The sequence below is a fragment of the Streptomyces sp. NPDC043746 genome (genome assembly GCF_056436485.1).
In genome coordinates this window covers 17,997-43,107 of sequence record NZ_JBWKCM010000026.1, presented here as the reverse complement: position 1 = coordinate 43,107, position 25,111 = coordinate 17,997, and the positions used below count along the sequence as shown (strand labels likewise).

The window sequence follows — 25,111 nt, the reverse complement described above, 5'->3', positions numbered from 1 at the left end:
CAGGCTTCGAGGTTACGGCACCGGAGCCAGGACGCACGCACCGTCTGGACAAGTCAACCAGATGGTGACCGACCGGACACGACGCGTGTGCCCGGTGGCCACGGGTGGTGCGGAAGGGGCGCCCCCCTCCGCACCGCACGGGGCGACCCCCTGGGCACCCCCATGTGTCGGACCGTCAAGTGATCTTGACCGGATTCACGATGTCGGCCACCAGGACCAGCAGCGTGAAGCAGATGAAGAGCCCCGCGACCACATAGGCGACCGGCATCAGCTTGGCCACGTCGAACGGGCCCGGGTCCGGGCGCCGGAAGACCTTGGCCACGTTGCGCCGCAGCGACTCCCAGAGCGCCCCCGCGATGTGCCCGCCGTCCAGGGGCAGCAGCGGCAGCATGTTGAAGAGGAACAGCGACAGGTTGAACCCCGCTAGCAGGAACAGCATCATCGCGACCTGGTTCTGGGCCGGGATGTCGAGGTTCATCACCTCGCCGCCGATCCGGGCCGCGCCGACCACGCCGACCGGCGAGTCGTCGGCGCGCTGGCCGTCGCTGAAGGCCGCGTTCCACAGGTCGGGGATCTTGGAGGGCAGCGCGATGATCGCGTCGACGCCGTTCTCGATCATGTCGCCCATGCGGACGACGGAGTCGCCGAAGGAGAGCGGCACGATCTCGGTCTGGGCGGCGAAGCCGAGGTAGCCGGCCTTGATGTACTGGTCGGGGATGACCTCGCCCCTGCCGTCCTTCTTCGCGACGGCGTTCTCGCGCAGGACGGCGTTGAGGGTCAGCTCCTGGCCGCCGCGCTCGACGGTGAGGGTGGCGGGGCCGATGGTCTTGCGGATGCGGTCCGAGAGGGTGGTCCAGTCGTCGACCTTCTCCCCGTCGAAGGCGACGATCCTGTCGCCCTCCTTCAGCCCCGCGGCCTTGGCCGGGGAGACCGGGTCGGTGTCCTTGCAGGTGTCGCGCTTCTCGCTCTGCGAGATCACGCACTGCTGGACGCCGGCGACCTCGGTGGTCTGCGTCTGGAAGCCGAAGGTCATCGCGACGCCCATGAAGATCGCGACGGCGAGGACGAGGTTCATGAACGGGCCGGCGAACATCACGATGACGCGCTTCCACGGCTTGCGCGTGTAGAAGAGCCGCTTCTCGTCGCCGGGCTCCAGCTCCTCGTACGCGGCGGTGCGGGCGTCCTCGATCATGCCGCGCCACGGTGAGGTCGAGCGGGCTTCGAGGCGGCCGTCGGCGCCGGGCGGGAACATCCCGATCATGCGGATGTAGCCGCCGGCCGGGATGGCCTTGATCCCGTACTCGGTGTCGCCCTTCTGCTTCGACCAGAGCGTGGGCCCGAATCCGACCATGTACTGCGGGACCCGGATGCCGAACATCTTGGCCGTGGAGAGGTGGCCCAGCTCGTGCCAGGCGATGGAGAACAGCAGGCCCACGACGAAGACGGCGATCCCCAGGACCGTCAGCAGGATCGAGGTCAGACTCATGCGCGCGCCTCCGCTGTCGCTTTCGCCGAGAGTTCCCGGGCCCGTGCGCGGGCCCAGGCTTCCGCTTCCAGGACGTCCGCGAGGCTGAGCGGGGTTCCCGGGGCGGGGGTGCCGTGTTCGGTCACCACAGCGGTGACCGTGTCCATGATTCCGTTGAAGGGCAGCTGTCCGGCGAGGAAGGCGTCGACGCACTCCTCGTTGGCCGCGTTGAAGACCGCGGGGGCGGTGGAGCCGAGCGTGCCGACGTGCCGGGCGAGGCCGACGGACGGGAAGGCCTCGGTGTCCAGCGGGAAGAACTCCCAGGTGGAGGCCTTCGTCCAGTCGAAGGCGGGGGCGGCGTCCGGGACGCGCTCGGGCCAGCCGAGGCCGATGGCGATGGGGCCGCCCATGTCGGGCGGGGTGGCCTGGGCGAGGGTCGAGCCGTCGGTGAACTCGACCATGGAGTGCACGTAGGACTGCGGGTGGACCACGACCTCGATGCGGTCGAAGGGGATGTCGTAGAGGAGGTGCGCCTCGATGACCTCGAGACCCTTGTTGACCAGCGTCGCGGAGTTGACCGTGATGACCGGCCCCATCGCCCAGGTGGGGTGGGTCAGGGCCTGCTCGCGGGTGACGTCGGCCAGCTCCTCACGCGTACGGCCCCGGAAGGGCCCGCCGGAGGCGGTGACGACGAGTTTGCGGACGTCGGCGCGCTTGCCGGCCGCCAGCGCCTGGAAGAGCGCGGCGTGCTCGGAGTCGACCGGGATGATCTGGCCGGGGGCGGCGAGCGCCTTCACCAGCGGGCCGCCGACGATCAGCGACTCCTTGTTGGCGAGGGCGAGCGTGCGGCCCGCCTCCAGCGCGGCCAGTGTCGGGGCGAGCCCGATGGAGCCGGTGATGCCGTTGAGCACGGTGTGGCAGTCGCTCGCGGCGAGCGTGGCCGCGGCGTCGGACCCGGCGAGGATCCCGGGCAGCGGTTCCCCGGCCCCGTACCGCTCGCGCAGCGCCTCGCGCAGGGCGGGGACGGCACCCGGGTCGGCGACGGCGACCGTGTTCACCCGCAGGAGGTGCGCCTGCTCGGCGAGGAGGGCGGTCCGGCCTCCGGCGGCGGAGAGCGCGGTGACCCGGAAGCGGTCGGGGTTGCGCAGGACCAGGTCGATGGCCTGGGTGCCGATGGACCCGGTGGAGCCGAGGATCACCAGATCCCGGCGGCCGTCCGCGGTGTCGAAAAGAAGATGCGGATCGGCGAGGGGGGCGGGGCTGTCGCTCATGCCCCCCATTGTTGCCGCTCCGACTGTGTGCGTGGACAGCGCGTCCCGGTGGGGCGCGGATCGGGTACGGAGGGGGCGTGCACCGGCCTACGGGCACGCCCCCCTCTCACGGTCCCGGGTCGGCCCGGGAGCTGCCGTCGGCTACGGCTCCGGGCTCAGCGCGCGGACTGCCGTGAGGCGCGGCCCCGGGCTCAGCGGACGGGCCGGTGCTGGTTGTCGCGGGCGGAGGGGCCGGGGGCGGCGTCCGCGATCCAGGGGCCCTCGCCGCTGGGGTCGATGACGCCTTCCTCCAGCCAGGCGTACGTTCCGGACAGGACCCCGTCCACCACGCGTCGGTCCAGATCGTCGGTGTTGGACCAGAGCCGGCCGAACAGCTCCTCCACCCGGATGCGGGCCTGCTCGCAGAAGGCGTCCGCGAGCTGGTACGCCTCCCGGCCGTGCTCCCCCGCGCCGCGCAGATGCTCCGCGCGGACGCAGGCGGCGCTCATGGCGAAGAGTTCGGCGCCGATGTCGACGACCCGGCCGAGGAACCCCTGCTTGGTCTCCATCCGCCCCTGCCAGCGGGACATGGCGTAGAAGGTGGACCGGGCGAGCTTGCGCGAGGAGCGCTCGACGTACCGCAGGTGTCCGGAGAGGTCGCGGTGGCCGGGCGGATGGAACTCCCCGTACGTACGCGGCAGCTGCCCGGCCCCGGTCACCAGCTGGGGCAGCCAACGGGCGTAGAACGCGGCGGCGTTGGCACCGGCCTTGGCCTTGTCGGCGAGCGGTTTGTCGGGGTCGATGATGTCACCGGCGACCTTGAGGTGGGCGTCGACGGCCTCGCGGGCGATCAGCAGGTGCATGATCTCGGTGGAGCCCTCGAAGATCCGGTTGATGCGCATGTCGCGGAGCATCTGTTCGGCCGGGACGGCCCGCTCGCCTCGTGCGGCCAGCGACTCGGCGGTCTCGAAGCCGCGCCCGCCGCGGATCTGGACCAGTTCGTCGGCGATGAGCCAGCCCATCTCGGAGCCGTACAGCTTGGCGAGGGCGGCCTCGATACGGATGTCGTTGCGGTCCTCGTCGGCCATCTGCGAGGAGAGGTCGACGATCGCCTCCAGGGCGAAGGTGGTGGCCGCGATGAAGGAGATCTTCGCGCCGACCGCCTCGTGCTTGGCGACGGGCCGCCCCCACTGCTCCCGGACGGCGGACCATTCACGGGCGATCTTCAGAGACCACTTGCCCACGCCCACACACATGGCGGGCAGCGAGAGGCGCCCGGTGTTGAGGGTGGTCAGGGCGATCTTCAGCCCGGCGCCCTCGGGCCCGATCCGATGCGCGGCGGGGACCCTGACCTGGTGGAAGCGGGTGACGCCGTTCTCGATGCCGCGGAGCCCCATGAAGGCGTTGCGGTGCTCCACGGTGACGCCGGGGGCATCGGCGTCGACGACGAAGGCGGTGATGCCGCCGGGGTGCCCCTCGGACGCGGGAACCCGGGCCATGACGACGAGCAGATCGGCAACGACCCCGTTCGTGGTCCAGAGCTTCACCCCGTCCAGGAGGTAGTCGTTCCCGTCGGGTACGGCGGTGGTGGCGAGGCGGGCGGGGTCGGAGCCCACGTCGGGCTCGGTGAGCAGGAACGCGGAGATGTCGGTGGTGGCGAGCCGGGGCAGGAAGGCGTCCCTCTGCTCCTGGGTACCGAAGATCTTGAGTGGCTGCGGTACGCCGATCGACTGATGCGCCGAGAGCAGCGCCCCGACGGCGGGGCTCGCCGAGCCGACCAGGGCGAGCGCCTTGTTGTAGTACACCTGGGTGAGCCCGAGACCGCCGTACCTGGTCTCGATCTTCATCCCGAGGGCGCCGAGCCGCTTGAGCCCGACCACCACCTCGTCGGGGATCTTCGCCTCGCGCTCGATCCGGGCGCCGTCGACATGCGCCTCGCAGAAGGCCCGCAGCCGCGCCAGGAACTCCTCGCCGCGCCGGATGTCGTCGGGCGGCGGCAGGGGGTGCGGGTGGATCAGGTCGAGCCGGAACCGCCCCAGGAACAGCTCCTTGGCGAAACTGGGCTTACGCCAGTCCTGCTCCCGGGCGGCCTCCGCGACCCGGCGCGCCTCACGCTCGGTGACCTTGGGGGCCTTGGGGGCCTTGGGGGTGTTGTGTGGTGCGGACATGGGGCCTCACCTCGCTGGGCGTCACCAGGACGGACGGGCCCTTGGACGCGCGGACTCCGTAGGGGCTGAGCTGCTCTCTGGTCCGTATGTAACCCGTTTACCCGCACTTCGGCACCCGCACCAGCCCTCGCGCAGGCGGTGGGGACGGAGGGGGATCGCATCCTGTTCGCGCCGCACGAGCCCTGGAGGCCGCAGGCCGCCGACACCCTGCCATCGGGCTTCGCGTCCCGGCGGACGGTGCCCGCTTCCCGGTACGCGGCTGAGTTCGCGCCCTGGACGGACACCGGCCGCGTCAGCCGAGGCGACCGGGTGACGGGAGCATCGGAGCCGTCGCCGCTTCGAACCCGCCTCCAGGCCCCCGGCGGCCCCGGACGGCGCGGGGGGTCACCGCCGGGACTCCAGAGCGCCCAGCACGTAGGCCATGTGCCGACGACCGGCCGCGATCAGGACCGGCACCCCGTCGCTCTCGCACTCGAGAACCAGTGTGCCCGCCCCGAGGTGCGAGGCCTCGGGGTCGCTCCAGTACCGCGGGCGCAGCCGTACCGGGACCAGGTCCGGGCACAGTTCCTGGCGCTCCTCCGTGGTGAACTCGTCCTCCGCCGACGCCAGATATCCGGGACCCACCACGAGTGCGGCCGCGTCCGCATGGCCGCGAAGAGCATCGCCCCACACCGAACCGAGGAAGGCCCGCTCCTCTTCGGGTATGCGTGGGGGCAGGGTGAGAGCGCCGTCACCACGCTGACGCCGGGACAGCACCCGAGCGGCCGCCGCGCAGAGCACGGCCACCGAAATCGCCGCGATCCCGGCCAGGCCGAAGACCTCACGAGGTCCCGCGGCGAACAACGTAGCCGACGCGCAGATGAGGCCGAGTGCGGCAAGGCCTCCCACCGGCACGGTGACCTGCCAGGGGAAGGCCCTCCGCGACACCGTGGAGTGCCGACCCCACCAGTAGGTCCGCCACAGGGCGCCCAGAGCCCAACCGGCGGAAAGGGTGCCCAGGACCCAGGGCTCCTCGTAGTCGTCGCGCACATCCGCCGTCGTGTACCGGTGCCCGGGCTCGGCCGGCACGTCGACATACCGGATCTGCCCCCGCCAGTAGGTGGCCTCGATCGTGGTTCCGGCACGTACCGCGTCGGCGTCCGAGGGCCTGCCTTCCAGACGGGTGCGCGTGGTCCTCCCGTCCGCCTCGGAGAGGTGGAGCCAGTAGGTGCGCGTCTTCTTCCAGTCCTTCCGGGGCTCGGTCCGTTCGACGCGTGCCCCCACCGTCCACAGGCAGCCGTCCTCCCGCCCGCTGTGGTGGGCACAGGGGGAAGCCGCTTCGAACGCCTTTCTCCCACTCAGCGCGTCCGGCATCAGAAGCGCCAGCAGCCAGACCGCCAGGAGCGTGTACAGGCACGCGTCGAAAGCGGCCCTGCCCACGGCCTCCCGGTTCATGGCACCACGTCTTCCCACCGTCACTCCTGCTGTCACCCCGGCATTCTCCGTCGTGGCTGGTGACGGCGAGAACCGGGGTCCGTTCGGCCGGTACCCCCTACGCGCGAACGGCCGGAGCCCCCGCACAGTGGGCTCCGGCCGTTCGGTTCGCCGTCCCCGCCCGCTCTCGCTGTCCGGGCGGAAGGGCGGGCGGGGGGCGTCGGTGGGGGGTTAGAGGGCGAGGCCCGTGAGGACCAGGACGCGCTCGTAGGTGTAGTCGTCCATCGCGTAGCGGACGCCCTCGCGGCCGACGCCGGACTGCTTGGCGCCGCCGTACGGCATCTGGTCGGCGCGGTACGAGGGGACGTCTCCGATGATCACGCCGCCGACCTCCAGGGCGCGGTGGGCGCGGAAGGCGGTCTGGAGGTCGTGGGTGAAGACGCCTGCCTGGAGGCCGTACTTGGAGGAGTTGACGGCGGCGAACGCCTCGGCCTCGCCGTCGACCTTCTGGAGGGACATGACCGGGCCGAAGACCTCCTCGCAGGCGAGCTGCACGTCGTCGGAGAGGCCCGCGAGGACCGTGGGGGCGTAGGTGGCGCCGTCGCGCTTGCCGCCGGTGAGGAGTTCGGCGCCGCCCTGGACCGCCTCGTCGACCCAGGACTCGACGCGCTTGGCGGCATCCTCGCTGACCAGCGGGCCCACGTCGGTGGCGGCGTCGGCCGGGTCGCCGGTGACCAGGGCCTCGACGGCGGCGACGATCCTGGGCACCAGGCGGTCGTAGACCGAGGCGTCCGCGATGACCCGCTGCACCGAGATGCAGGACTGGCCGCCCTGGTAGTTGGAGAAGGTGGCGATCCGGGTCGCCGCCCAGTCCAGGTCCTCGTCCGAGGCGTAGTCGCCGAGCACGACCGCCGCGCCGTTGCCGCCCAGCTCCAGGGTGCAGTGCTTGCGCGGCACCGACTCCATGATCGCGTAACCGACCGGGCCCGAGCCGGTGAAGGAGATGACCGGAAGGCGCTCGTCCTGGACCAGGGCGGGCATCTTGTCGTTCGGGACCGTCAGGACGGACCAGGAGCCCGCCGGGAGGTCCGTCTCGGCCAGCAGCTCGCCCAGGATCAGGGAGGAGATCGGGGTCGCCGGGGCCGGCTTCAGGATGATCGGGGCGCCGACGGCGATGGCCGGGGCCACCTTGTGGGCGCTGAGGTTGAGGGGGAAGTTGAAGGGGGCGATGCCGAGGACCGCCCCGCGCGGGAAGCGGCGGACCAGTCCGAGGCGGCCGGTGCCGCCGAGGTCGGTGTCCAGGCGCTGCGCCTCGCCGCCGTTGAAGCGGCGGGCCTCCTCGGCTGCGAACCGGAACACCGAGATCGCCCGGCCGACCTCACCGCGGGCCCACTTGATCGGCTTGCCGTTCTCCGCCGAGATCAGCTGCGCGATCTCCTCGGTGCGCTCCCCCAGCCGCCGTACGACGTGGTCGAGCGCGGCCGCCCGTACGTGGGCCGGGGTCGCCGCGAACTCGTCGCGTACGGCGTGGGCGGCGGCGACGGCCTCCTCCACCTGGGCGTCGGTCGGCACGCTGACGGTGCCGACGAGCCGTCCGTCGTACGGGTTGGTGACGTCGAAGCTGTCGGCACCGGTGGCCTGGCGGCCGGCCACCCAGAAGGCGTGGGGCGAAGTCATGGAGGTTCCGGCCCTTCGGAGGTCGTGAGGAGGTCGGGACAAACGTCGTGGGGTGCCCGGGGAGGCTCCCCCAGTGGTCCCACGGTAGGGCGGGCCGACCCCGATGGCGTTTAGCCGGGGTGGAGTGGGGTGGGTCGCCGCTGCTACGGATTGGCAGGGAGCGCGCCCCCGGGGGCTACTCTTCCGGCGGCGTCGCCGCCTCCGTCGCCTTCAGCGCCAGCCACAGCTCCATCCGCACGTCCGGGTCGTCCAGCGAGCGGCCCAGGATCTCCTCCACCCGGCGCATCCGGTAGCGCAGGGTGTGGCGGTGGACGCCGAGGTCGGCGGCGGCGGCGTCCCACTGGCCGTGCCGGGAGAGCCAGGCGCGCAGGGAGGCCACGAGGTCGCCGCGGCCCTTGGCGTCGTGCTCGTGGAGGGCGCGGAGCATGCCGTCGGCGAAGGCCCGTACGGCGTCGTCCGCCAGGAGCGGGAGCACCGAGCCGGCGGCCAGCTCCTCGTGCTCGACCAGGGCCCTGCCCCGGCGGCGGGCGACCGAGAGGGCCTGCTCGGCCTGCTTGTACGCGGCGGAGACGGCGATCGGTCCGCAGGGAGCGGAGAGGCCCACGATCACGTCGCTGTCCTCGGCGCTCCCCTCGCGCGGCGCGCGGTCGTCCTGGGCCTCGGCGTAGGCCGCGCAGGCGGCGACCGCCGCGCCGCCGTCGGCCGCCAGGACCACCACGCGCTCGCCTTCCGGGACCATGAGCAGCGCCTCGCCGGTGCGGGCGGCGGCCGCCTCCATGGTCTCGGTGAGCAGTTCGTGCGCGGCCGGCGCGGCGGCCTCCGCGATCAGCAGCCGGAAGGGGGCGTCGAGCAGCCCGCCGTACAGGTCTCCGGCGACCGCGCGGGCGTGGTCGGGCTGGCCGGCCAGCAGCATGCGCAGGACGGCGGCGCCCAGGCGCTGTTCGGCGCCCTGGAGGGAGCGGGAGCGGGCGGTGGTGAGGGTGAGCAGGGCGACGGCGGAGTGGACGGCGTACCGCTCGGCGGTGCCGAGCGCCGCTCCCGTACCGACGGCCAGGGCGCCGCGTGCCCGGCGGCCGGTGCCCAGAGACTGGAGTTCGACCCGGTCCTCGCTGTCGGCGACGACGATGCTGGCCGGGGCCGGGCGGTCCCGCAGCCGCTGGACGTCCGGGGTGAGGCGGGCGGCGCGGCGGGACGCCCAGTCGGGGGCGGCGGCGAGGACGGCGCCGGAGGTGTCGTACAGCGCGGCCCACCCGTCGACGTGCGCGGCGAGACGGGCGAGGAGATCGGCGGGGCCGTCCCCGGCGAGCGCGGCCTTCGTCAGCTCGCGCTGGGCCTCGAAACCGGCGGTCACCGCGCGGTACTGGTCGGCGGCGATGGCTGCGGAGACGGCCTTGCTGATGGCGAGGAACGGGGTGCGGCGGGGCACTTCGAGGAGTGGGAGGCCCGCTTCCTCTGCGGCCTCGACGAGTGCGTGCGGGATGTCGTCGTAGTTCACGCCGACCCCGAAGCCGACCCCCGCGACCCCGGCCCCGGCCAGCCGCCGCACGTACCGCCGCATCGACTCGGCGTTCTCGGCGTCCAGGTTGGTGGCGGTCACCAGGAGCAGTTCGCCGCCGTCCATGTACGGGACGGGGTCGGCCAGCTCGCTGGCGTGGGCCCAGCGCACCGGGGTGTCCAACCGGTCCGCCCCGGCCCGCACCGTGAGCTTGAGCGCCGAGTGCTGGACGAGCGAGGCGAGTGTGGGGGGCATGGACCGGGACCCTCGGTGTCGGTGGCGCCCGGCCGGCGAGGGGGTTCGCCGGCCGGGTGTGCGGTGGGCTTGGCGGTGGTGGTTCTGCGTGCGGTCGGTGGTGTGTGCCGGGAGCGGAGATGCCTGACGCAGCCGTCGGGCATTTCGCCGTCCCGTATGAACGGCTGCCACCGATTCTGCCAGGGCGGCAGAGTTCCGGTAACCGCTCTCAGCGGTCCCCGTCGACGCAGGAGGCCCTTGTCAGCCGCCCAGCTCCACCAGCAGCGGTGGCGCGTGCTCGCCCTCCACCGTCGTCAGCCGGATCACCGCGTGCCCGGCGGGGACCGCGTACGCCAGCTCGGAGGCCGACCAGCGCTCCTTCTCCACCTGCCGTACGGTCACCGCGTCCGTGGTCACCGCCTTCCCCGTGACGAGCTTGCGCAGTGCGTGCAGGGCGCGGGTGAAGGGCTGGTCCGCGAAGACGGTGTGCTGAGCGACCTCGCGCGTCTCCACCCACTCCTTGCCCCAGGCCTCCGCGAACCGCTTGCCGTCCCAGGTGGTGATGCCGGAGAAGGCGGCCGTGCAGCCGACCGCGCCGAGCAGCGGGGTGTGCAGGGCCTCGGGGACGTCGTCGACGGTACGGAGGGTGAGGACGGCGCCCGCGTTGACCGAACGCAGTCGGCGGATGCCGCGTACGGTCTCGGCGGTCACCGCGTGGGTCGCGTCGTCCAGCACCAGCCCCGCGAAGAGCGTGGTGTCGGTCCGGGCCGCCGTGATCGCGGTGAACTGGGCGAGGAGCAGCCGGGTGAGGAGGCGGCAGGCCTCCGCGTGGCCGCGCTCGGGCAGGTCGACGCGGACCCGCAGCGGGTATCGGCCGAGCGAGCGCAGTTCGAAGGGGCGGGAGTCGGGGCCGGTGGCGAAGAACCCGGCGAACGCGGGCCGGTCCAGCAGGGCGACCCGGTCCGCGAGCACGGGCGCCGGGTCGCCGGGGCCGCCCGCCTGCCGGGCCCTGGCCTCCAGCTCGCGGAGCATCGCGTGGTGCCCGGCGGCTTCGAGGGTGGCGCGGAGCGCGGCGAGGGCGGCCGGGGTTCCGTCCAGGAGTTCCCGCAGCTCCGGTACGGAGGGGAAGTGGCCGTGGGCCGCCCGGTAGGGGCCGAGCAGCTGGGCGAGGACGGTGGCGGCGCGGCGGCTGTCCAGGCTGCCGACGTCTCCGACGAGCCCTTCCGCGAGCACGGCGGCGGCCTCGTCGGGGTCGGTGGTGCCGCCGTAGAGGTCCAGGTCGTGGGCGGAGGCGGGGTTGCCGACGCGGACGACGACGTCGAAGGCCTCGTCCGGGCCGAGCGGCGCCCCCGCGCCGCCGACGGCGAGGACGGCCGCCTGTCCGGCCAGGGCGCGCAGCCCGAGGGCCTCGACGACGGGGCGCACCAGCCGGTCGGACTTGCCGGAGCCGGGCGGTCCGACGGCCAGCAGCGAGGTGCCGAGCAGGGTGGGGTCCAGGGCGAGGCCGGTGGAGCGGCGGGCGTAGGGGTTGTGCGGGTCCTCGGCGCAGCGCCCGATGCGGACCTGGCCGGTGAGCACGTCGTGGCGGGCGGTACGGCGGGGCAGGTCGCGCCGGCCCGAGGGGTGCAGGGCGGCGGCTCCCCCGGTACGCAGGACGGCCTCGGCCAGGGGGGCGAGCCGGTCGGGGCTGCGGGTGGCCTGCGCCCAGGCGTGGCGGAGGCGGGCCACGTCCACGTCGTTCATCCGGCCGGTGCGGACCTCGGCGGTGAGGGTGTCGGCCGCGTCGGTCCAGCCGGCCGCGCGCAGTTCGGGCCAGCGGTCGGCGGAGGTCGCGGTGGCGGGGGCCGGGTCGTCGGCAGGGGCCGGGGTGCCGGTCCCCCTGCGGGCGGCGATGAGCTCGCGCCAGTGGCCGAGGCGGGCGAAGGGCCAGAGGACGGCGGCGGCGATCAGGCCGTAGATGATGTTGACGACGGTCTGGCTCTGGTAGATCTCGCCGCCCGCGACGGCGGCGACGAGGACCAGGGCCGGGCGGACGACCGGCAGGGTCTCGTTCCAGACGAGCAGCTGGGTGAGGCCCGCCGCCACGGCCGCCGCGAGGGCGAGGAAGGGCTGCCCGCGGTTGACGACATGGCGGCGGAACAGCTCGGAGAAGTTGCCGATCCGGCCGCAGCCGTAGGCGAGGAGCCCGAAGAGGAGGGCCCCGTACACGGTGAGGGCGTCGGAGCCCTCGACGGTGCGGGGGCCGCCGGATGCGCCCGGATACCACCACTCGCCCGGGGTGAAGAGCTTGAGCGGGACGAGCCGGTACGGGAGGTAGCCGTTGCGCCAGAGCGACCAGAGGAGGAGGGCGGAGAGCAGGGCGATGAGGGCGCCCACGACGAGCGACCGGTCGGAGACCTCCTCCCCCTGCTCGGGCGGGCGAGGAGTGAACCCGAACCGCCAGACGCCCGGGGCCTCGCGGGGGCGGGGCGTCCGCAGCCAGACGTCGAGGGCGGGGGCCCCGGCCGTCGGCTGTTCGACGGGGGGAGGCGGGGCGGCCGGTCGGGCGGGGGGCGGTCCGGGCGGGAGCGGAGGGGAGGTCCACGCGGAGGGCTTCGCGGGCCGCGGTGCCGGGGGCCGGCCGGGAGACGGCGCCGGGGGCGGGCCGTCGGGCGTCCGGTCCCACGGCTCCCCGGACGCGGGCCGTCCCGCCCGAGGCTCCCCCGTCGGCGGTGGTGGCACCGCCGGGCGAGGCGCCCTGTCCGCGCCCGTGTCCCGTACGCCCCGCGCGCCCTCGTCGTCCATGAACCACTGCCCCCTTGACCTGCCGGTCCGTCCGCTGCCCCGGTCAATCTAGTGCGCGCGCACGGGGAGTTCAGCAACCCGCCCGAAGAGTGACCGTCCCGAGCCGTCCCGGCCGGCCCCCGCACCCGCATCGCGCCAGGTCGGCGGGGTCCGGGCCGCCGTCCTGTCCGCCGCGGACAACGACACGTGCGCACCACTCCCGATCGGAGCATGCCTGGTCCCCTCCCCCGCCCCTAGCCTGCAGAAAACAAGAGCGTCCGAAACACCCCCAGGAGCCCCTCATGACCGCCATTCCGCAGGAGCGCCGCGTCGTCACTGCCATCCCCGGCCCGAAGTCGGCCGAGCTCCAGGCTCGCCGTGTCGCGGCCGTCGCCGCAGGTGTGGGCTCCACCCTGCCGGTCTTCACCGCCCGCGCGGGCGGCGGGATCATCGAGGACGTGGACGGCAACCGGCTGATCGACTTCGGCTCCGGCATCGCCGTGACCTCGGTCGGCGCCTCCGCCGAGGCCGTCGTACGCCGTGCCTCCGCGCAGCTCGCGGACTTCACCCACACCTGTTTCATGGTCACGCCGTACGAGGGGTACGTCGAGGTCTGCGAGCAGCTGGCCGAGCTGACGCCGGGCGACCACGCGAAGAAGTCGGCGCTGTTCAACTCGGGCGCGGAGGCCGTCGAGAACGCGGTGAAGATCGCCCGCGCCTACACCAAGCGCACCGCCGTCGTCGTCTTCGACCACGGCTACCACGGCCGGACGAACCTCACGATGGCGCTGACGGCGAAGAACATGCCGTACAAGCAGGGCTTCGGTCCGTTCGCCCCCGAGGTCTACCGCGTCCCGGTCGCCTACGGCTACCGCTGGCCGACCGGCGCCGAGAACGCCGGCGCCGAGGCGTCGGCCCAGGCCATCGACGAGATCACCAAGCAGATCGGGGCGGAGAACGTCGCCGCGATCATCATCGAGCCGGTCCTCGGCGAGGGCGGCTTCATCGAGCCGGCCAAGGGCTTCCTCCCGGCGATCGCGCAGTTCGCCAAGGAGAACGGCATCGTCTTCGTCGCGGACGAGATCCAGTCCGGCTTCTGCCGCACCGGCCAGTGGTTCGCCTGCGAGGACGAGGGCATCGTCCCGGACCTGATCACCACCGCCAAGGGCATCGCGGGCGGTCTGCCGCTCTCCGCCGTGACCGGCCGCGCCGAGATCATGGACGCCGCGCACGCGGGCGGTCTGGGCGGTACGTACGGGGGCAACCCGGTCGCCTGCGCCGGTGCGCTCGGCGCCATCGAGACGATGCGCGAGCTGGACCTGAACGGGAAGGCCAAGCGGATCGAGGAGGTCATGAAGGGCCGCCTCGCCGAGATGCGGGCGAAGCTCCCGAACGGCGACATCATCGGCGACATCCGGGGCCGTGGCGCGATGATCGCGATCGAGCTGGTGAAGTCCGGCACGAAGGACCCGAACCCGGAGGCGGCCGGCGCGCTCGCCAAGGCCTGCCACGCCGAGGGCGTCATGGTCCTGACCTGTGGCACCTACGGCAACGTGCTGCGCTTCCTGCCGCCGCTGGTGATCGGCGAGGACCTGCTGGGCGAGGGCCTGGACGTCATCGAGCAGGCGTTCGGCACGCTCTGATTCCTCGAACCCGGGCGCGTACGGCCGCGGCCCCGCGCCGCTGCCGCACGGCGTCCGGGTGAGGGCCTGTGAAGAAGGTGTGCGGGGGCGATGGCGGGTGGCGGCTGCGACTGTCGGCCGCCCCCTCACTGCCGTACGGTTTCCGCAGATGAGAGAAACACATCGCCCGCGGGAGACCGCGGGGGATTCCGGGCCGGAGCTTCCCCGGCACCGTCCCGGGCGTGCCTCTGCGCACGGCACCGGAGCCTCCGGCTCCGGGGTTCCTCACCGATCGGACGGCCGCCCGCCCCACACCCCCCGGGGCGCGCGGCGACCCGGTCCCGCCGGCCATCCCGGAACAACCCCCCCTGTTCCCGGGTGGCCGGCCTTTCTTCTCCTCGCCCCGCTGGTGGCCCTGTTCGGGCTGATCACCTGGCAGGTGGCGGTCGGCGGCCCGCTGGTCCGGCTGGACGAACGCGTCGGCGAGAGCCTGTTCGGGCGGGGGCCCGCCGCCCTGACCCAGCTCTTCTCCGACCTCGGCGGGGTGCCGGTGGCGCTCCCGGTGCTGGTCTGCGCGATCGTGTACGCGCTGTGGCGCGGAGCCCGGCGGCTGCCGGTGTACGCGGCCCTCACCATGGCGGCCGTGCCCGCCCTGGTGGTCCCGCTGAAGGTGGCCACCGCCCGGCAGGGCCCGCTGACCGAGGCCGTCAACTACTACCCCTCGGGCCATACGGCGACGGCGGCGGTGGCGTACGGGGCGTGCGCCCTGCTCCTCCTCGCCCTCCCCCGCCCGGCGTGGCTGCGCGCATGGATGCCGCCCGTCGCCGCGGTGCTGCTGACCGCGGCGACGGGCGTCGGACTGGTGCTGCACGGCTACCACTGGCCCCTGGACGTGCTGGCGAGCTGGTGCCTGGGGCCGGTGCTGCTGGCGCCGCTGTGGTGGGCGGTCCGACGGGCCCGAAGCCGCAGGTCCTGAGCTGGGACATGGGTGATGCCCGGCGCCGCGGTCCTCTTCACCCCGGCGACGGGCATCGGTCTGGTGGGCGTACGGCCGGGTGCGGTCGGCCGTACGCCGGTCGGTCAGCGGCCGAAGTAGGTGTCGAAGTTGCGGGAGAACTCTCCGTTGTTGAACCGGTCCCAGTTGATCGACCAGGCCATCAGGCCGCGCAGGTCCGCCCAGGTGCCGTGGGTCTGGTAGGAGCCGCAGCCGGTCTTCTTGATCAGGCAGTCGAGCGCCTTGTTGACGTCGGCCGGTGAGGTGTGGCCGTTGCCCGCGTGGGTGGAGGCCGGGAGGCCGATGGCGACCTGGTCGGGACGGAGGCCCGGGAAGACGCGGCTGGTGTCGCCCGCCACCGGGAAGCCGGCGAGCAGCATGTCGGTCATCGCGATGTGGAAGTCCGCGCCTCCCATCGAGTGGTACCGGTTGTCCAGCCCCATGATCGGGCCCGAGTTGTAGTCCTGGACGTGCAGCAGGGTCAGGTCGTCACGCAGGGCGTGGATGACCGGGAGGTACGCGCCGGCGCGCGGGTCCTGGCCGCCCCAGGGGCCGGAGCCGTAGAACTGGTAGCCCAGCTGGACGAAGAAGGTCTCGGGCGCCATCGTCAGGATGAAGTCGGAGCCGTACTTCGCCTTGAGGGTCTTCACCGCCGAGATCAGGTTGACGATCACCGGCGAGGTCGGGGCGCGGAAATCGGTGTCCCCGGTGTTCAGGGAGAGCGAGTTGCCCTCGAAGTCGATGTCCAGGCCGTCGAGTCCGTAGGTGTCGATGATCTTCGAGACCGAGGTGACGAAGGCGTCCCGGGCGGCGGTGGAGGCGAGCCGCACCTGGCCGTTCTGGCCGCCGATGGAGATCAGGACCTTCTTGCCCGCGGCCTGCTTGGCCTTGATCGCGGCCTTGAAGTCCGCCTCGGACTCGACGTTCGGGCACTCGGTGACCGGGCAGAGCGAGAAGCGGATGTCGCCGGAGGTGACGGTGGTGGGCTCACCGAACGCGAGGTTGATGACGTCCCAGGAGTCGGGCACGTCCGCCATGCGGGTGTAGCCGGAGCCGTTGGCGAAGCTGGAGTGGAGGTAGCCGACGAGCGCCCGCGCGGGCAGCCTGCCGTCGCCGCCGCCCTCGGTGGTGGTCACGGCGAGAGCGGCCGACTTCGCGGACTCACCGGCCGCGTTGGTGGCGGTGACCTGGAAGGTGTACGCGGTGGAGGGGGTCAGCCCGGTCACGGTGGCGGCGTTCCCGGTGACCGAGGCCGCCCTCGTACCGCCTCGGTAGACGTGGTATCCGGTGGCGCCGGGGACGGCGTTCCAGGAGAGGGCGACCGAGGAGGAGGTGAGCGCGGTGGTCCGCAGGCCCGCGGGGGCGGCCGGGACGACCACGGGGTCGCCGCCGGGGCCGACGAGGGTGAGGTCGTCGACGTAGTGGGCGGGGGTGCCGTACCAGCCGTGGGTGTAGACGCTGACGGAGGTGGTGTTGGGGCCCGTGGTGAAGCTGGTGGTGAGCTGCTTCCAGGCGCCGGAGGACTGGGTCCAGGTGGAGACATCGGTGGTGCCGGTGCCGGTGGCGCCGAGGTAGACGTGGCTGCCCTGCACCCAGGCGCTCAGCGTGTAACGGGAGTTGGGCTTCACCGTGACGCTCTGGGAGCACCGGGCGTTGTCGCTGCCCGCCGGGGTCGCCTTGAGGGCCGCCGTGCCGCTGCGTACGGGGGTGGAGACCGCGGCCCCGCTGGCGGCGGTGCAGCTCCAGCCGTCGAGGCCCGCCTCGAAGCCGCCGTTGCGGACCACGTCCACATCGGCCGCGCTCGCTGCCGGTGCCGTGGCGACCAGGGCACCGGCGGCGAGCACCGCGGCCGTACAGGTGGCCAGAAGTCCGGAGAATCTGACGGTTGGTCCGGTGCGTCCCACAACAGCCTCCGTGCAGGGGGGAATGGGGTGTGGCGTGCGCACAACATGGTCCAGACCAATCAGGTTGTCAAGACCTCTGACAGCCGGTCACTCCTCCTCGCGGTCGCTCCGGGCCGCCGGAGGCCACCCGCCTCCGCGGCCCTGCCGCCCCGCCGCGGCCCCGGCCGCCTCGTGCATCGCCAGCTCCAGCAGCCCGGCGTCCGTGAGGGTCCCCGACCCGTCCGGCGGAATCAGCCAGCGCACTCCCCCTGCCGCCCGGCCCGGGTGCGGGACGACGATCCAGGTGCCGGGGCCCGCGCCCCGGATGCCGGTGCCGAGCCAGCGGGACGCGGTGCCGGGCGGGACGAAGAAGCCCATGCGGGACTCACCGAAGTCGGCGAGGACCGGGCCCGGCCGGTCGACGAGACGGGTGAGCACGTCCAGCGTCGGATATCCCAGCTCCCCCGGCAGGATCAGCACGTCCCAGCGCTTGCCGGCGGGAAGGAGCGCGATCCCCTGCGGATCGCGCCCCCACTCCCACCGGCAGGCGGCCGGATCCGGTGCCACCGATGTGAGCCACTCGACCGCGGCCCTGGTCTCCGAGCCAGTCATGACCTGCCTCCCGTTGACGTGGGCACCGGCAGGGTGCCGCCGGTGCGTTCACGTGCGAGAGAGCGTCGGGCGGCAACTATGACGCGGGTTCGGGCTACTTGTCGGCAGTGAACCGGGTCACACTGTTGGACAGGGTGTCAGCTGTCGAAGCCGAGCCCCAGCTTGTCCATGGTCTTCAGCCACAGGTTGCGCCGCCCCCCGCGGGCGTCGGCGCGGGCGAGCGACCGCCGGGTGATCTCGATCCCCGCCCAGGCGAACGGCTCCGGCGGGAACGGCATCGGCTTCGAGCGGACCATGTCGAGGCGGGTCCGCTCGGTCTCCTCACCGGCGAGCAGATCGAGCATCACATCGGCCCCGAAACGCGTCGATCCGACGCCGAGACCCGTATATCCGGCGGCGTACGCGACCCGCCCCTGATGGGCCGTGCCGAAGAACGCGGTGAAGCGGGAACAGGTGTCGATCGCGCCGCCCCAGGCGTGCGAGAAATTCACCCCGGAAAGCTGCGGAAAACAGTCGAAGAACTGCCCGGCGAGCTTCAGGAACGTCTCCGGACGCTGGTCCAGATCGGCGCTGAGCTTTCCGCCGTACGGATAGATCGCGTCGTAGCCGCCCCACAGGATCCGGTTGTCGGCGGAGAGCCGGAAGTAATGGAACTGATTGGCGCTGTCACCGAGTCCCTGGCGGCCCTTCCAGCCGATGGATTCCAGCTGCTCGGGGGTGAGCGGCTCGGTCATCAGCGCGTAGTCGTAGACCGGCACGGTGTACGGGCGGATCCGCTTGACGAGTGAGGGGAAGATGTTGGTGCCGAGCGCGACCCGGCGGGCGAAGATCCGCCCGTACGGTGTCCGCACCGCCATCCCCTCGCCGGAGCGGACCAGGTCCAGGCCCCGGGTGCCCTCGTAGATCCGTACGCCCAGCTCCCGGCAGGCCCGCTTCAGGCCCCAGGCGAGCTTGGCCGGGTGCAGCATCGCCACCCCGCGCCGGTCCCAGAGGCCGCCGAGGAAGGTGGGCGAGTCGACCTCGGCGCGCAGGGCGTCGCGGTCCAGGAAGTCCACGCCCGTGATGCCGAGCGCGACGATCTCCTGATGCCATTCCCGCAGCTCTTCGAGCTGGTAGGGCTCGGTGGCGACATCGATCTCGCCGGTCCGCTCGAACTCGCAGTCGATGCCGTAGCGGGCGACGGCTCCCTCGATGGCGTCGAGGTTCCGCGCCCCCAGCTCCTCCAGCCTGCCGATCTCGTCAGGCCACCGCTCCACGCCGTTGGCCAGGCCGTGGGTGAGGGAGGCGGCGCAGAAGCCGCCGTTGCGGCCCGAGGCGGCCCAGCCCACCTCGTGCCCCTCGATGAGGACGACGTCCCGCTCCGGCTCGCGCTCCTTGGCGATGAGCGCGGTCCACAGTCCGCTGTAGCCGCCGCCGACGACCAGGAGGTCGGTGTGCTCGTCGCCGGTGAGGGCGGGGAGCGCGGCGGGCTTCTCCGGGTCGTCGAGCCAGTAGGAGACCGGCTTGGCGCCGGAGAGGGATTGTGCAGCGATACGCATGGCAGCTGGGGCCATGGTTTCCAACTCCTTCAGGGATGTTCAGTTCCGTGCACTGCTCTTCCGGCGGCTCGCGATGAGCTGGCCGACGAGCACCACCATGACCGCAATGATGAACATGGCGGTGCCGATGACGTTGATCTGGACGGGCGTGCCGCGCTGTGCCGAGCCCCAGACGAACATGGGGAAGGTGACGGTGGAGCCCGCGTTGAAATTCGTGATGATGAAATCGTCGAAGGAGAGCGCGAAGGCGAGCAGCGCACCCGCCGCGATTCCGGGGGCGGCAATCGGAAGGGTCACCCGGACAAAAGTCTGTACGGGTCCCGCGTACAGGTCGCGGGCGGCTTCCTCCAGCCGCGGGTCCATCGACATCACCCGCGCCTTGACGGCGGTCACCACGAAGCTGAGGCAGAACATGATGTGCGCGATCAGCACGGTCCAGAAGCCCAGCTGGGCGCCCATGTTGAGGAAGAGGGTGAGCAGCGAGGCGGCCATGACGACCTCGGGCATCGCCATCGGCAGGAAGATCAGCGAGCTGATCGCGCCGCGCGCCCGGAAGCGGTAGCGGACCAGCGCGAAGGCGACCGCCGTGCCGAGCGCGGTGGCACCCAGGGTGGCCCAGAAGGCGATCTGGAGGGAGAGCGAGAGCGAGCCGCAGAGGTCCGCGACCCCGCAGGGGTCCTTCCAGGCGTCCAGCGAGAACCGCTGCCACTCGTAGTTGAACCGCCCGTTGGGCTTGTTGAACGAGAACACCATCACGACGATGTTCGGCAGGATCATGTACGCGAGGGTCAGCAGACCCGCGATGACGACCAGGTTCCGGCGTATCCAGCGCAGTACGGGCATCAGACCAGGTCCTCCGTCCCGGAGCGGCGGATGTAGAAGGTGACCATCAGCAGGACGATCGCCATGAGGATGAACGAGAGCGCGGCTGCCGTCGGATAGTCCAGGACCCGCAGGAACTGGCTCTGGATGACGCTGCCGACCATCTTGGTGTCGGTGGAGCCCAGCAGTTCGGCGTTGACGTAGTCGCCGCTGGCCGGGATGAAGGTCAGCAGGGTGCCGGAGACGACGCCGGGCATGGAGAGCGGGAACGTCACCTTCCGGAAGGTGGTGGCGGGGGTGGCGTAGAGGTCGCCCGCCGCCTCGTGCAGCCGGCCGTCGATCCGCTCCAGCGAGGTGTAGAGCGGCAGGATCATGAACGGCAGGAAGTTGTACGTCAGACCGCAGACGACCGCCATGGGCGTGGCGAGGACCCGGCTGGACTCGGTCCAGCCGAGCCAGCTGGTCACGTCCAGGACGTGCAGGGTGTTGAGCACGTCCACGACCGCGCCGCCGTCGGCGAGGATCGTCTTCCAGGCCAGCGTACGGATGAGGAAGCTGGTGAAGAACGGGGCGATGACCAGCACCAGCACCAGGTTGCGCCAGCGGCCCGCCTTGAAGGCGATGAGATAGGCCAGCGGGTAGCCGAGCAGCAGGCAGAGGAGCGTGGCGGTGCCCGCGTACAGCAGGGACCGGATGAACTGCGGGTAGTACTCGCGCAGCGCGTCCACGTACGTCTGGAAGTGCCAGGTCACCTCGAAGCCCTGCTCCAGGGAGCCGGTCTGTACGGAGGTGGAGGCCTGGTAGACCAGTGGCAGGGCGAAGAAGACGAGCAGCCAGAGGATGCCGGGGAGCAGCAGCCAGTAGGGGACGAGCCGTTTGCGGGTGGAGGGCTTGCGGAGCGTCAGCTCCCGGGGTCCCTCAGGGGTCGGCGCGGGCGGCGCCTCGGTGGCGCTCACTCCGCGTCCTCCACACTGGTGGCGCCCGCGTCGATGTCCTGGGCGGCGTCGAGGCCGAAGGTGTGGGCCGGGTTCCAGTGGAGGACGACCTCGGCGCCGGGGACCAGGCGCGTATCGCGCTCGATGTTCTGCTCGTACACCTGAAGCGCCGTTCCGGCCGGGCTCTCGACGACGTACTGCGTGGAGACGCCGATGAAGCTGGAGTCGGTGATGCGGCCGGTGACCCGGTTGCGGCCCGCGGCGACGGTGTCGGCGTCGTCCGCGTGGGCGAGGGATATCTTCTCGGGCCGGATGCCGAGGAGGAGTCGGCCGCCGCTGCTGGTGGGGGCCGAACACCGCTCGCGGGGCAGCGTGAGCTTGCCGCCCCCGGCCGCCACGACCAGGTCGCTTCCGGTGGAGACGATCTCGCCCTCGATGAGGTTGGATGTGCCGAGGAAGTTGGCGACGAAGGTGGTGCGGGGGTTCTCGTAGAGGTCGGCGGGGGCGCCGAGCTGTTCGACCCGGCCGCCGTTCATCACCGCGACGGTGTCGGCCATGGTCATGGCCTCCTCCTGGTCGTGGGTGACGTGGACGAAGGTGATGCCGACCTCGGTCTGGATGCGCTTCAGCTCCAGCTGCATCTGGCGGCGGAGCTTGAGGTCGAGGGCGCCGAGCGGCTCGTCGAGCAGCAGGACCTGGGGGTGGTTGATGAGCGCGCGGGCGACGGCGACGCGCTGCTGCTGGCCGCCGGAGAGCTGGTGCGGTTTGCGGCGGGCGAAGTCCCCGAGCTGGACGAGCTCCAGCATCTCGTCGACCTGCTTCTTCACCGACTTGATGCCGCGCCTGCGGAGCCCGAAGGCCACGTTCTCGGCGATGTCCAGGTGCGGGAAGAGGGCGTAGCTCTGGAAGACGGTGTTGACCGGCCGCTTGTACGGGGGCAGGTCGGTGATGTCCTTCTCCCCGAGGAGCACCGTGCCGGTGGTGGCCTCCTCCAGCCCCGCGATCATCCGCAGGGTGGTGGTCTTGCCGCAGCCGGATGCGCCGAGCAGGGCGAAGAAGGAGCCCTGGGGGACGGTCAGGTCGAGCGGGTGCACGGCGGTGAAGGAGCCGTAGGTCTTGCTGATACCGGCGAGGCGGACATCGCCGCCGGCGGCCTGCTGCTGTGTCATGGGTCGCGGTCCCAGTGTGTTCGGGGGAGGTGAGGAAGGGGGTGACCTGGCGGTAGGGGCACGGCCCGCGGCGGGGCCGGCGGCCGGGGCGCCGGGTCAGGCGCCGATGAGTTTGGCGAACTTCTCCTCGTACGCCGTCTCTTCCTCCGTACTCAGGGAGCGGAAGGCGCGGGACTTCGACGCCATCTCCTTGTCGGGGAGGATCAGGGTGTTGGAGGCCATCGACTCGTCGATCCTGGCGAGTTCCTCGCGTACGCCGTCGACCGGGCAGACGTAGTTGATGTACGCGGCGAGCCGGGCGGCGACCGGAGGCTCGTAGTAGTAGTCGATGAGCTTCTCGGCGTTGGTCTTGTGCCGGGCCTGGGCGGGGACCAGGAGGCTGTCGCTGGAGATGATGTATCCGGCGGCCGGGATGGCGAACTCGATGTCCGGGTTGTCGGCCTGGAGCTGGATGATGTCCCCGGCCCAGCCGACGCAGGCGGCGATGTCGCCCTTGCTGAGGTCGGCGGTGTAGTCGTTGCCGGTGAAGCGGCGGATCTGCTTCTTGTCGACGGCCTTCTGGAGCCGCCCGATCGCCCCGTCGAAGTCGGCGTCGGTGAACTTCCCCGGGTCCTTGCCCTGGTCGAGGAGGGTCATGCCGACGGTGTCGCGCATCTCGGAGAGGAAGGAGACGCGGCCCTTGAGCTTGGGGTCGTCGAGGAGCTGGGTGACGGAGTCGACCTTGCGCCCGCCGGTCGCCTTCTTGTTGTACGCGATGACCGTGGGGATGCCGGTCCAGGGGTAGGAGTAGGCGCGGCCCGGGTCCCAGTCGGGGCTGCGGAACTGGGCGGAGACGTTGGCGAAGGCGTGCGGGAGGTTGGAGGCGTCGAGCTTCTGGGCCCAGCCGAGCCGGATGATCCGGGCGGCCAGCCAGTCGGTGACGCAGATGAGGTCGCGTCCGGTGTCCTGCCCGGCCGCGAGCTGCGGTTTGATCTTCCCGAAGAACTCGACGTTGTCGTTGATGTCCTCGGTGTACTTGACCTTGATCCCGGTCCGCCTGGTGAAGGCCGCGAGGGTGGGGCGGCTCTTCTCGTCGTCGCTGACGTCCATGTACTCGGTCCAGTTGGAGAAGTTCACCACCTTCTCCCGCTCCGAGTGGTCGTCGGCGGCGGCCGCTCCCTCGGCGCGTCCGGCGGGCGGGATGCCGCAGGCGCCGAGGGTGGCTATGCCGCCCAGGGCGAGGGCGCCCATGCCGGAGGCGCGCAGCAGGGAGCGGCGGGTGAGGGCGCCCCTGCCGTTGGTCAAGGACCGCCTCATGGCCGCCAGTTGGACCGGCGTGAGGCGCTCGGGCTCGTAACTCTCCATACGCGTTTGCCCTTTCGGGTGGGAGGCCGCGGGGGCCCGCGGTCGCGGTCGGGCCCCCGGGGTGCGGCAGCTGCTATCGGTCCCCGAAGATCGTGCGGTGCCAGTCCTTGCGGGCGACCGCGGTGTTGTCGTACATGACGTGCTTGACCTGCGTGTACTCCTCGAAGGAGTACGCCGACATGTCCTTGCCGAAGCCGCTGGCCTTGTATCCGCCGTGCGGCATCTCGGAGAGGATCGGGATGTGGTCGTTCACCCACACACAGCCCGCCTGGATCTCGCGGGTGGCGCGGTTCGCGCGGTACAGGTCGCGGGTCCAGGCGGAGGCGGCCAGTCCGTACGGGGTGTCGTTGGCGAGGGCGATGCCCTCGTCGTCGGTGTCGAAGGGGAGGACGACCAGGACCGGGCCGAAGATCTCCGACTGGACGGCCTCGCTGTCCTGGGCGGCGTCCACGATCAGGGTCGGCCGGTAGTACGCGCCGCCCGCCAGCTCGCCGCCGGGGGCCTCGCCGCCGGTGACGACCCGGGCGTAGCCGCGGGCGCGCTCGACGAAGGCGGCGACCCGGTCGCGCTGGGCGTGGCTGATCAGGGGGCCGAGGTCGGTGGTGGGGGCGAAGGGGTCGCCGAGCCGGACGGTCTCCATGAGGGCGGCGACATCGCGGACGAAGGCCTCGTAGAGCGGGCGCTGGACGTAGGCACGGGTGGCGGCGGTGCAGTCCTGGCCGGTGTTGATGAGCGATCCGGCGACCGCGCCGTGGACGGCGGCCTCCAGGTCGGCGTCGTCGAAGACCACGAAGGGGGCTTTGCCGCCCAGCTCCAGGTGGAGGCGTTTGACGGTGGCGGTGGCGATCTGGGCGACCCGCTTGCCGACGGCGGTGGAGCCGGTGAAGGAGGTCATCACGACGTCCGGGTGGCCCACCAGGTGTTCGCCCACGTCCTTGCCGGCACCGGTGACGATGTTGACGACCCCGTCGGGGACACCGGCCTCGGTGGCGGCCTGGGCGAACATCAGCGAGGTGAGCGGGGTCAGCTCGGCGGGCTTGAGCACGACGGTGTTGCCCGCGGCGACGGCCGGGAGGATCTTCCAGGCGGCCATCTGGAGCGGGTAGTTCCAGGGGGCGATGGAGCCGACGACTCCGATCGCCTCACGGCGTACGTACGAGGTGTGGTCGCCGTCGTACTCGGCGGCGGCCTTGCCCTCCAGATGGCGGGCGGCGCCCGCGAAGAAGGCGGCGTTGTCGACGGTGCCGGGGACGTCGAACTCGGTGGAGAGCTTGAGCGGCTTGCCGCACTGGAGGGACTCGGCGTACGCGAAGTCGTCGGCCTGCTCGGCCAGGACGGCGGCGAACCTGTGCATCGCCTCGGAGCGCTCGCCGGGGGTGGCACCCGACCAGCCGGGGAAGGCGGCGCGGGCGGCGGCGACGGCCGCGTCCACGTCGTCGGTGCCCGCCAGCTCGTAGCGGAGCACGCTCGCACCGGTCGCGGGGTCCACGATGTCGTGGTGGCGGCCGGACGTGCCCGGGAGCAGCTTGCCGCCGATGTACTGCGCACCTTCCGCGAAGCGGTCCTGGACTGCGAAGCCGTTGCTCATGACGCTCTCCTCCGCCGATGTACCCGCTGGGCGGGGTCGGCGTAGCCTCTTCGTGAATTGAGTGCCGATCCTGACAGAGGGGGCCGACCCCAACAAGTGATTCCGTTGTTGCCTTTTGGTTACGCGACGGAATCTGTCG

General features: G+C 72.0%; 17 protein-coding genes. 2 read left to right on the top strand and 15 right to left on the bottom strand.

Annotated elements, in window-relative coordinates:
• Window positions 1-175: 175 nt before the first annotated feature.
• The 7 genes from AC0682_RS24690 to AC0682_RS24660 all read right to left on the bottom strand — a co-directional run bounded on the left by AC0682_RS24690 (window position 176) and on the right by AC0682_RS24660 (window position 12,486).
• Window positions 176-1,486 carry a M50 family metallopeptidase gene (locus tag AC0682_RS24690; RefSeq protein WP_478535153.1) on the bottom strand — a complete coding sequence of 437 codons (1,311 nt, stop codon included), beginning with the start codon at window positions 1,484-1,486 and terminating at the stop codon, window positions 176-178.
• On the bottom strand, window positions 1,483-2,736 hold the full coding sequence (gene dxr, locus AC0682_RS24685; RefSeq protein ID WP_254811561.1) for a 1-deoxy-D-xylulose-5-phosphate reductoisomerase: 1,254 nt from the start codon (window positions 2,734-2,736) through the stop codon (window positions 1,483-1,485). The genes AC0682_RS24690 and dxr overlap by 4 nt, the downstream gene beginning before the upstream one ends.
• Before the next feature lie 191 nt (window positions 2,737-2,927).
• On the bottom strand, window positions 2,928-4,883 hold the full coding sequence (locus tag AC0682_RS24680; RefSeq protein WP_478535152.1) for an acyl-CoA dehydrogenase family protein: 1,956 nt from the start codon (window positions 4,881-4,883) through the stop codon (window positions 2,928-2,930).
• Between the two features lie 384 nt (window positions 4,884-5,267).
• Window positions 5,268-6,335: a hypothetical protein gene (locus AC0682_RS24675; protein ID WP_478535151.1), complete on the bottom strand. Its 1,068-nt coding sequence runs from the start codon at window positions 6,333-6,335 to the stop codon at window positions 5,268-5,270.
• 192 nt (window positions 6,336-6,527) lie between these two features.
• Window positions 6,528-7,973, bottom strand: coding sequence for an aldehyde dehydrogenase family protein (locus AC0682_RS24670; protein ID WP_478535150.1), 1,446 nt, complete (start codon window positions 7,971-7,973; stop codon window positions 6,528-6,530).
• A 175-nt stretch (window positions 7,974-8,148) separates the two neighbouring features.
• Window positions 8,149-9,723: a PucR family transcriptional regulator gene (locus AC0682_RS24665; RefSeq protein ID WP_478535149.1), complete on the bottom strand. Its 1,575-nt coding sequence runs from the start codon at window positions 9,721-9,723 to the stop codon at window positions 8,149-8,151.
• Window positions 9,724-9,963: 240 nt separating this feature from the next.
• On the bottom strand, window positions 9,964-12,486 hold the full coding sequence (locus tag AC0682_RS24660) for an ATP/GTP-binding protein (RefSeq protein WP_478535148.1): 2,523 nt from the start codon (window positions 12,484-12,486) through the stop codon (window positions 9,964-9,966).
• A gap of 281 nt (window positions 12,487-12,767) precedes the next feature.
• Between AC0682_RS24660 and gabT the strand changes: the two genes are divergently transcribed.
• Together gabT and AC0682_RS24650 are read left to right on the top strand one after the other, a co-directional pair.
• Entirely contained in the window at window positions 12,768-14,108 is a 1,341-nt protein-coding gene (gabT, locus tag AC0682_RS24655; protein ID WP_478535147.1) for a 4-aminobutyrate--2-oxoglutarate transaminase, read from the top strand.
• Between the two features lie 148 nt (window positions 14,109-14,256).
• Entirely contained in the window at window positions 14,257-15,063 is an 807-nt protein-coding gene (locus AC0682_RS24650; protein ID WP_478535146.1) for a phosphatase PAP2 family protein, read from the top strand.
• A 104-nt stretch (window positions 15,064-15,167) separates the two neighbouring features.
• Here AC0682_RS24650 and AC0682_RS24645 read toward each other — a convergent pair whose 3' ends face one another.
• From AC0682_RS24645 to AC0682_RS24610, 8 genes are all read right to left on the bottom strand, one after another.
• Window positions 15,168-16,985 (bottom strand): chitinase, encoded by a 1,818-nt coding sequence (locus AC0682_RS24645; RefSeq protein ID WP_478535145.1) that lies wholly within the window; start codon window positions 16,983-16,985, stop codon window positions 15,168-15,170.
• Between the two features lie 87 nt (window positions 16,986-17,072).
• Entirely contained in the window at window positions 17,073-17,576 is a 504-nt protein-coding gene (locus AC0682_RS24640) for a hypothetical protein (protein ID WP_478535144.1), read from the bottom strand.
• A gap of 137 nt (window positions 17,577-17,713) precedes the next feature.
• A complete protein-coding gene (locus tag AC0682_RS24635; RefSeq protein ID WP_478535143.1) occupies window positions 17,714-19,129 on the bottom strand; it encodes an NAD(P)/FAD-dependent oxidoreductase in 1,416 nt (471 codons plus the stop codon).
• Between the two features lie 24 nt (window positions 19,130-19,153).
• Window positions 19,154-19,957, bottom strand: coding sequence for an ABC transporter permease (locus AC0682_RS24630; protein ID WP_018488750.1), 804 nt, complete (start codon window positions 19,955-19,957; stop codon window positions 19,154-19,156).
• Window positions 19,957-20,892, bottom strand: coding sequence for an ABC transporter permease (locus AC0682_RS24625; protein WP_478535142.1), 936 nt, complete (start codon window positions 20,890-20,892; stop codon window positions 19,957-19,959). The genes AC0682_RS24630 and AC0682_RS24625 overlap by 1 nt, the downstream gene beginning before the upstream one ends.
• Window positions 20,889-22,040, bottom strand: coding sequence for an ABC transporter ATP-binding protein (locus AC0682_RS24620; protein WP_254811567.1), 1,152 nt, complete (start codon window positions 22,038-22,040; stop codon window positions 20,889-20,891). The genes AC0682_RS24625 and AC0682_RS24620 overlap by 4 nt, the downstream gene beginning before the upstream one ends.
• A gap of 96 nt (window positions 22,041-22,136) precedes the next feature.
• Entirely contained in the window at window positions 22,137-23,384 is a 1,248-nt protein-coding gene (locus tag AC0682_RS24615) for an ABC transporter substrate-binding protein (RefSeq protein WP_254811568.1), read from the bottom strand.
• Between the two features lie 73 nt (window positions 23,385-23,457).
• Window positions 23,458-24,972, bottom strand: a complete 1,515-nt coding sequence (locus tag AC0682_RS24610) for a gamma-aminobutyraldehyde dehydrogenase (protein WP_478535141.1) — start codon at window positions 24,970-24,972, stop codon at window positions 23,458-23,460.
• Window positions 24,973-25,111 lie beyond the last annotated feature (139 nt).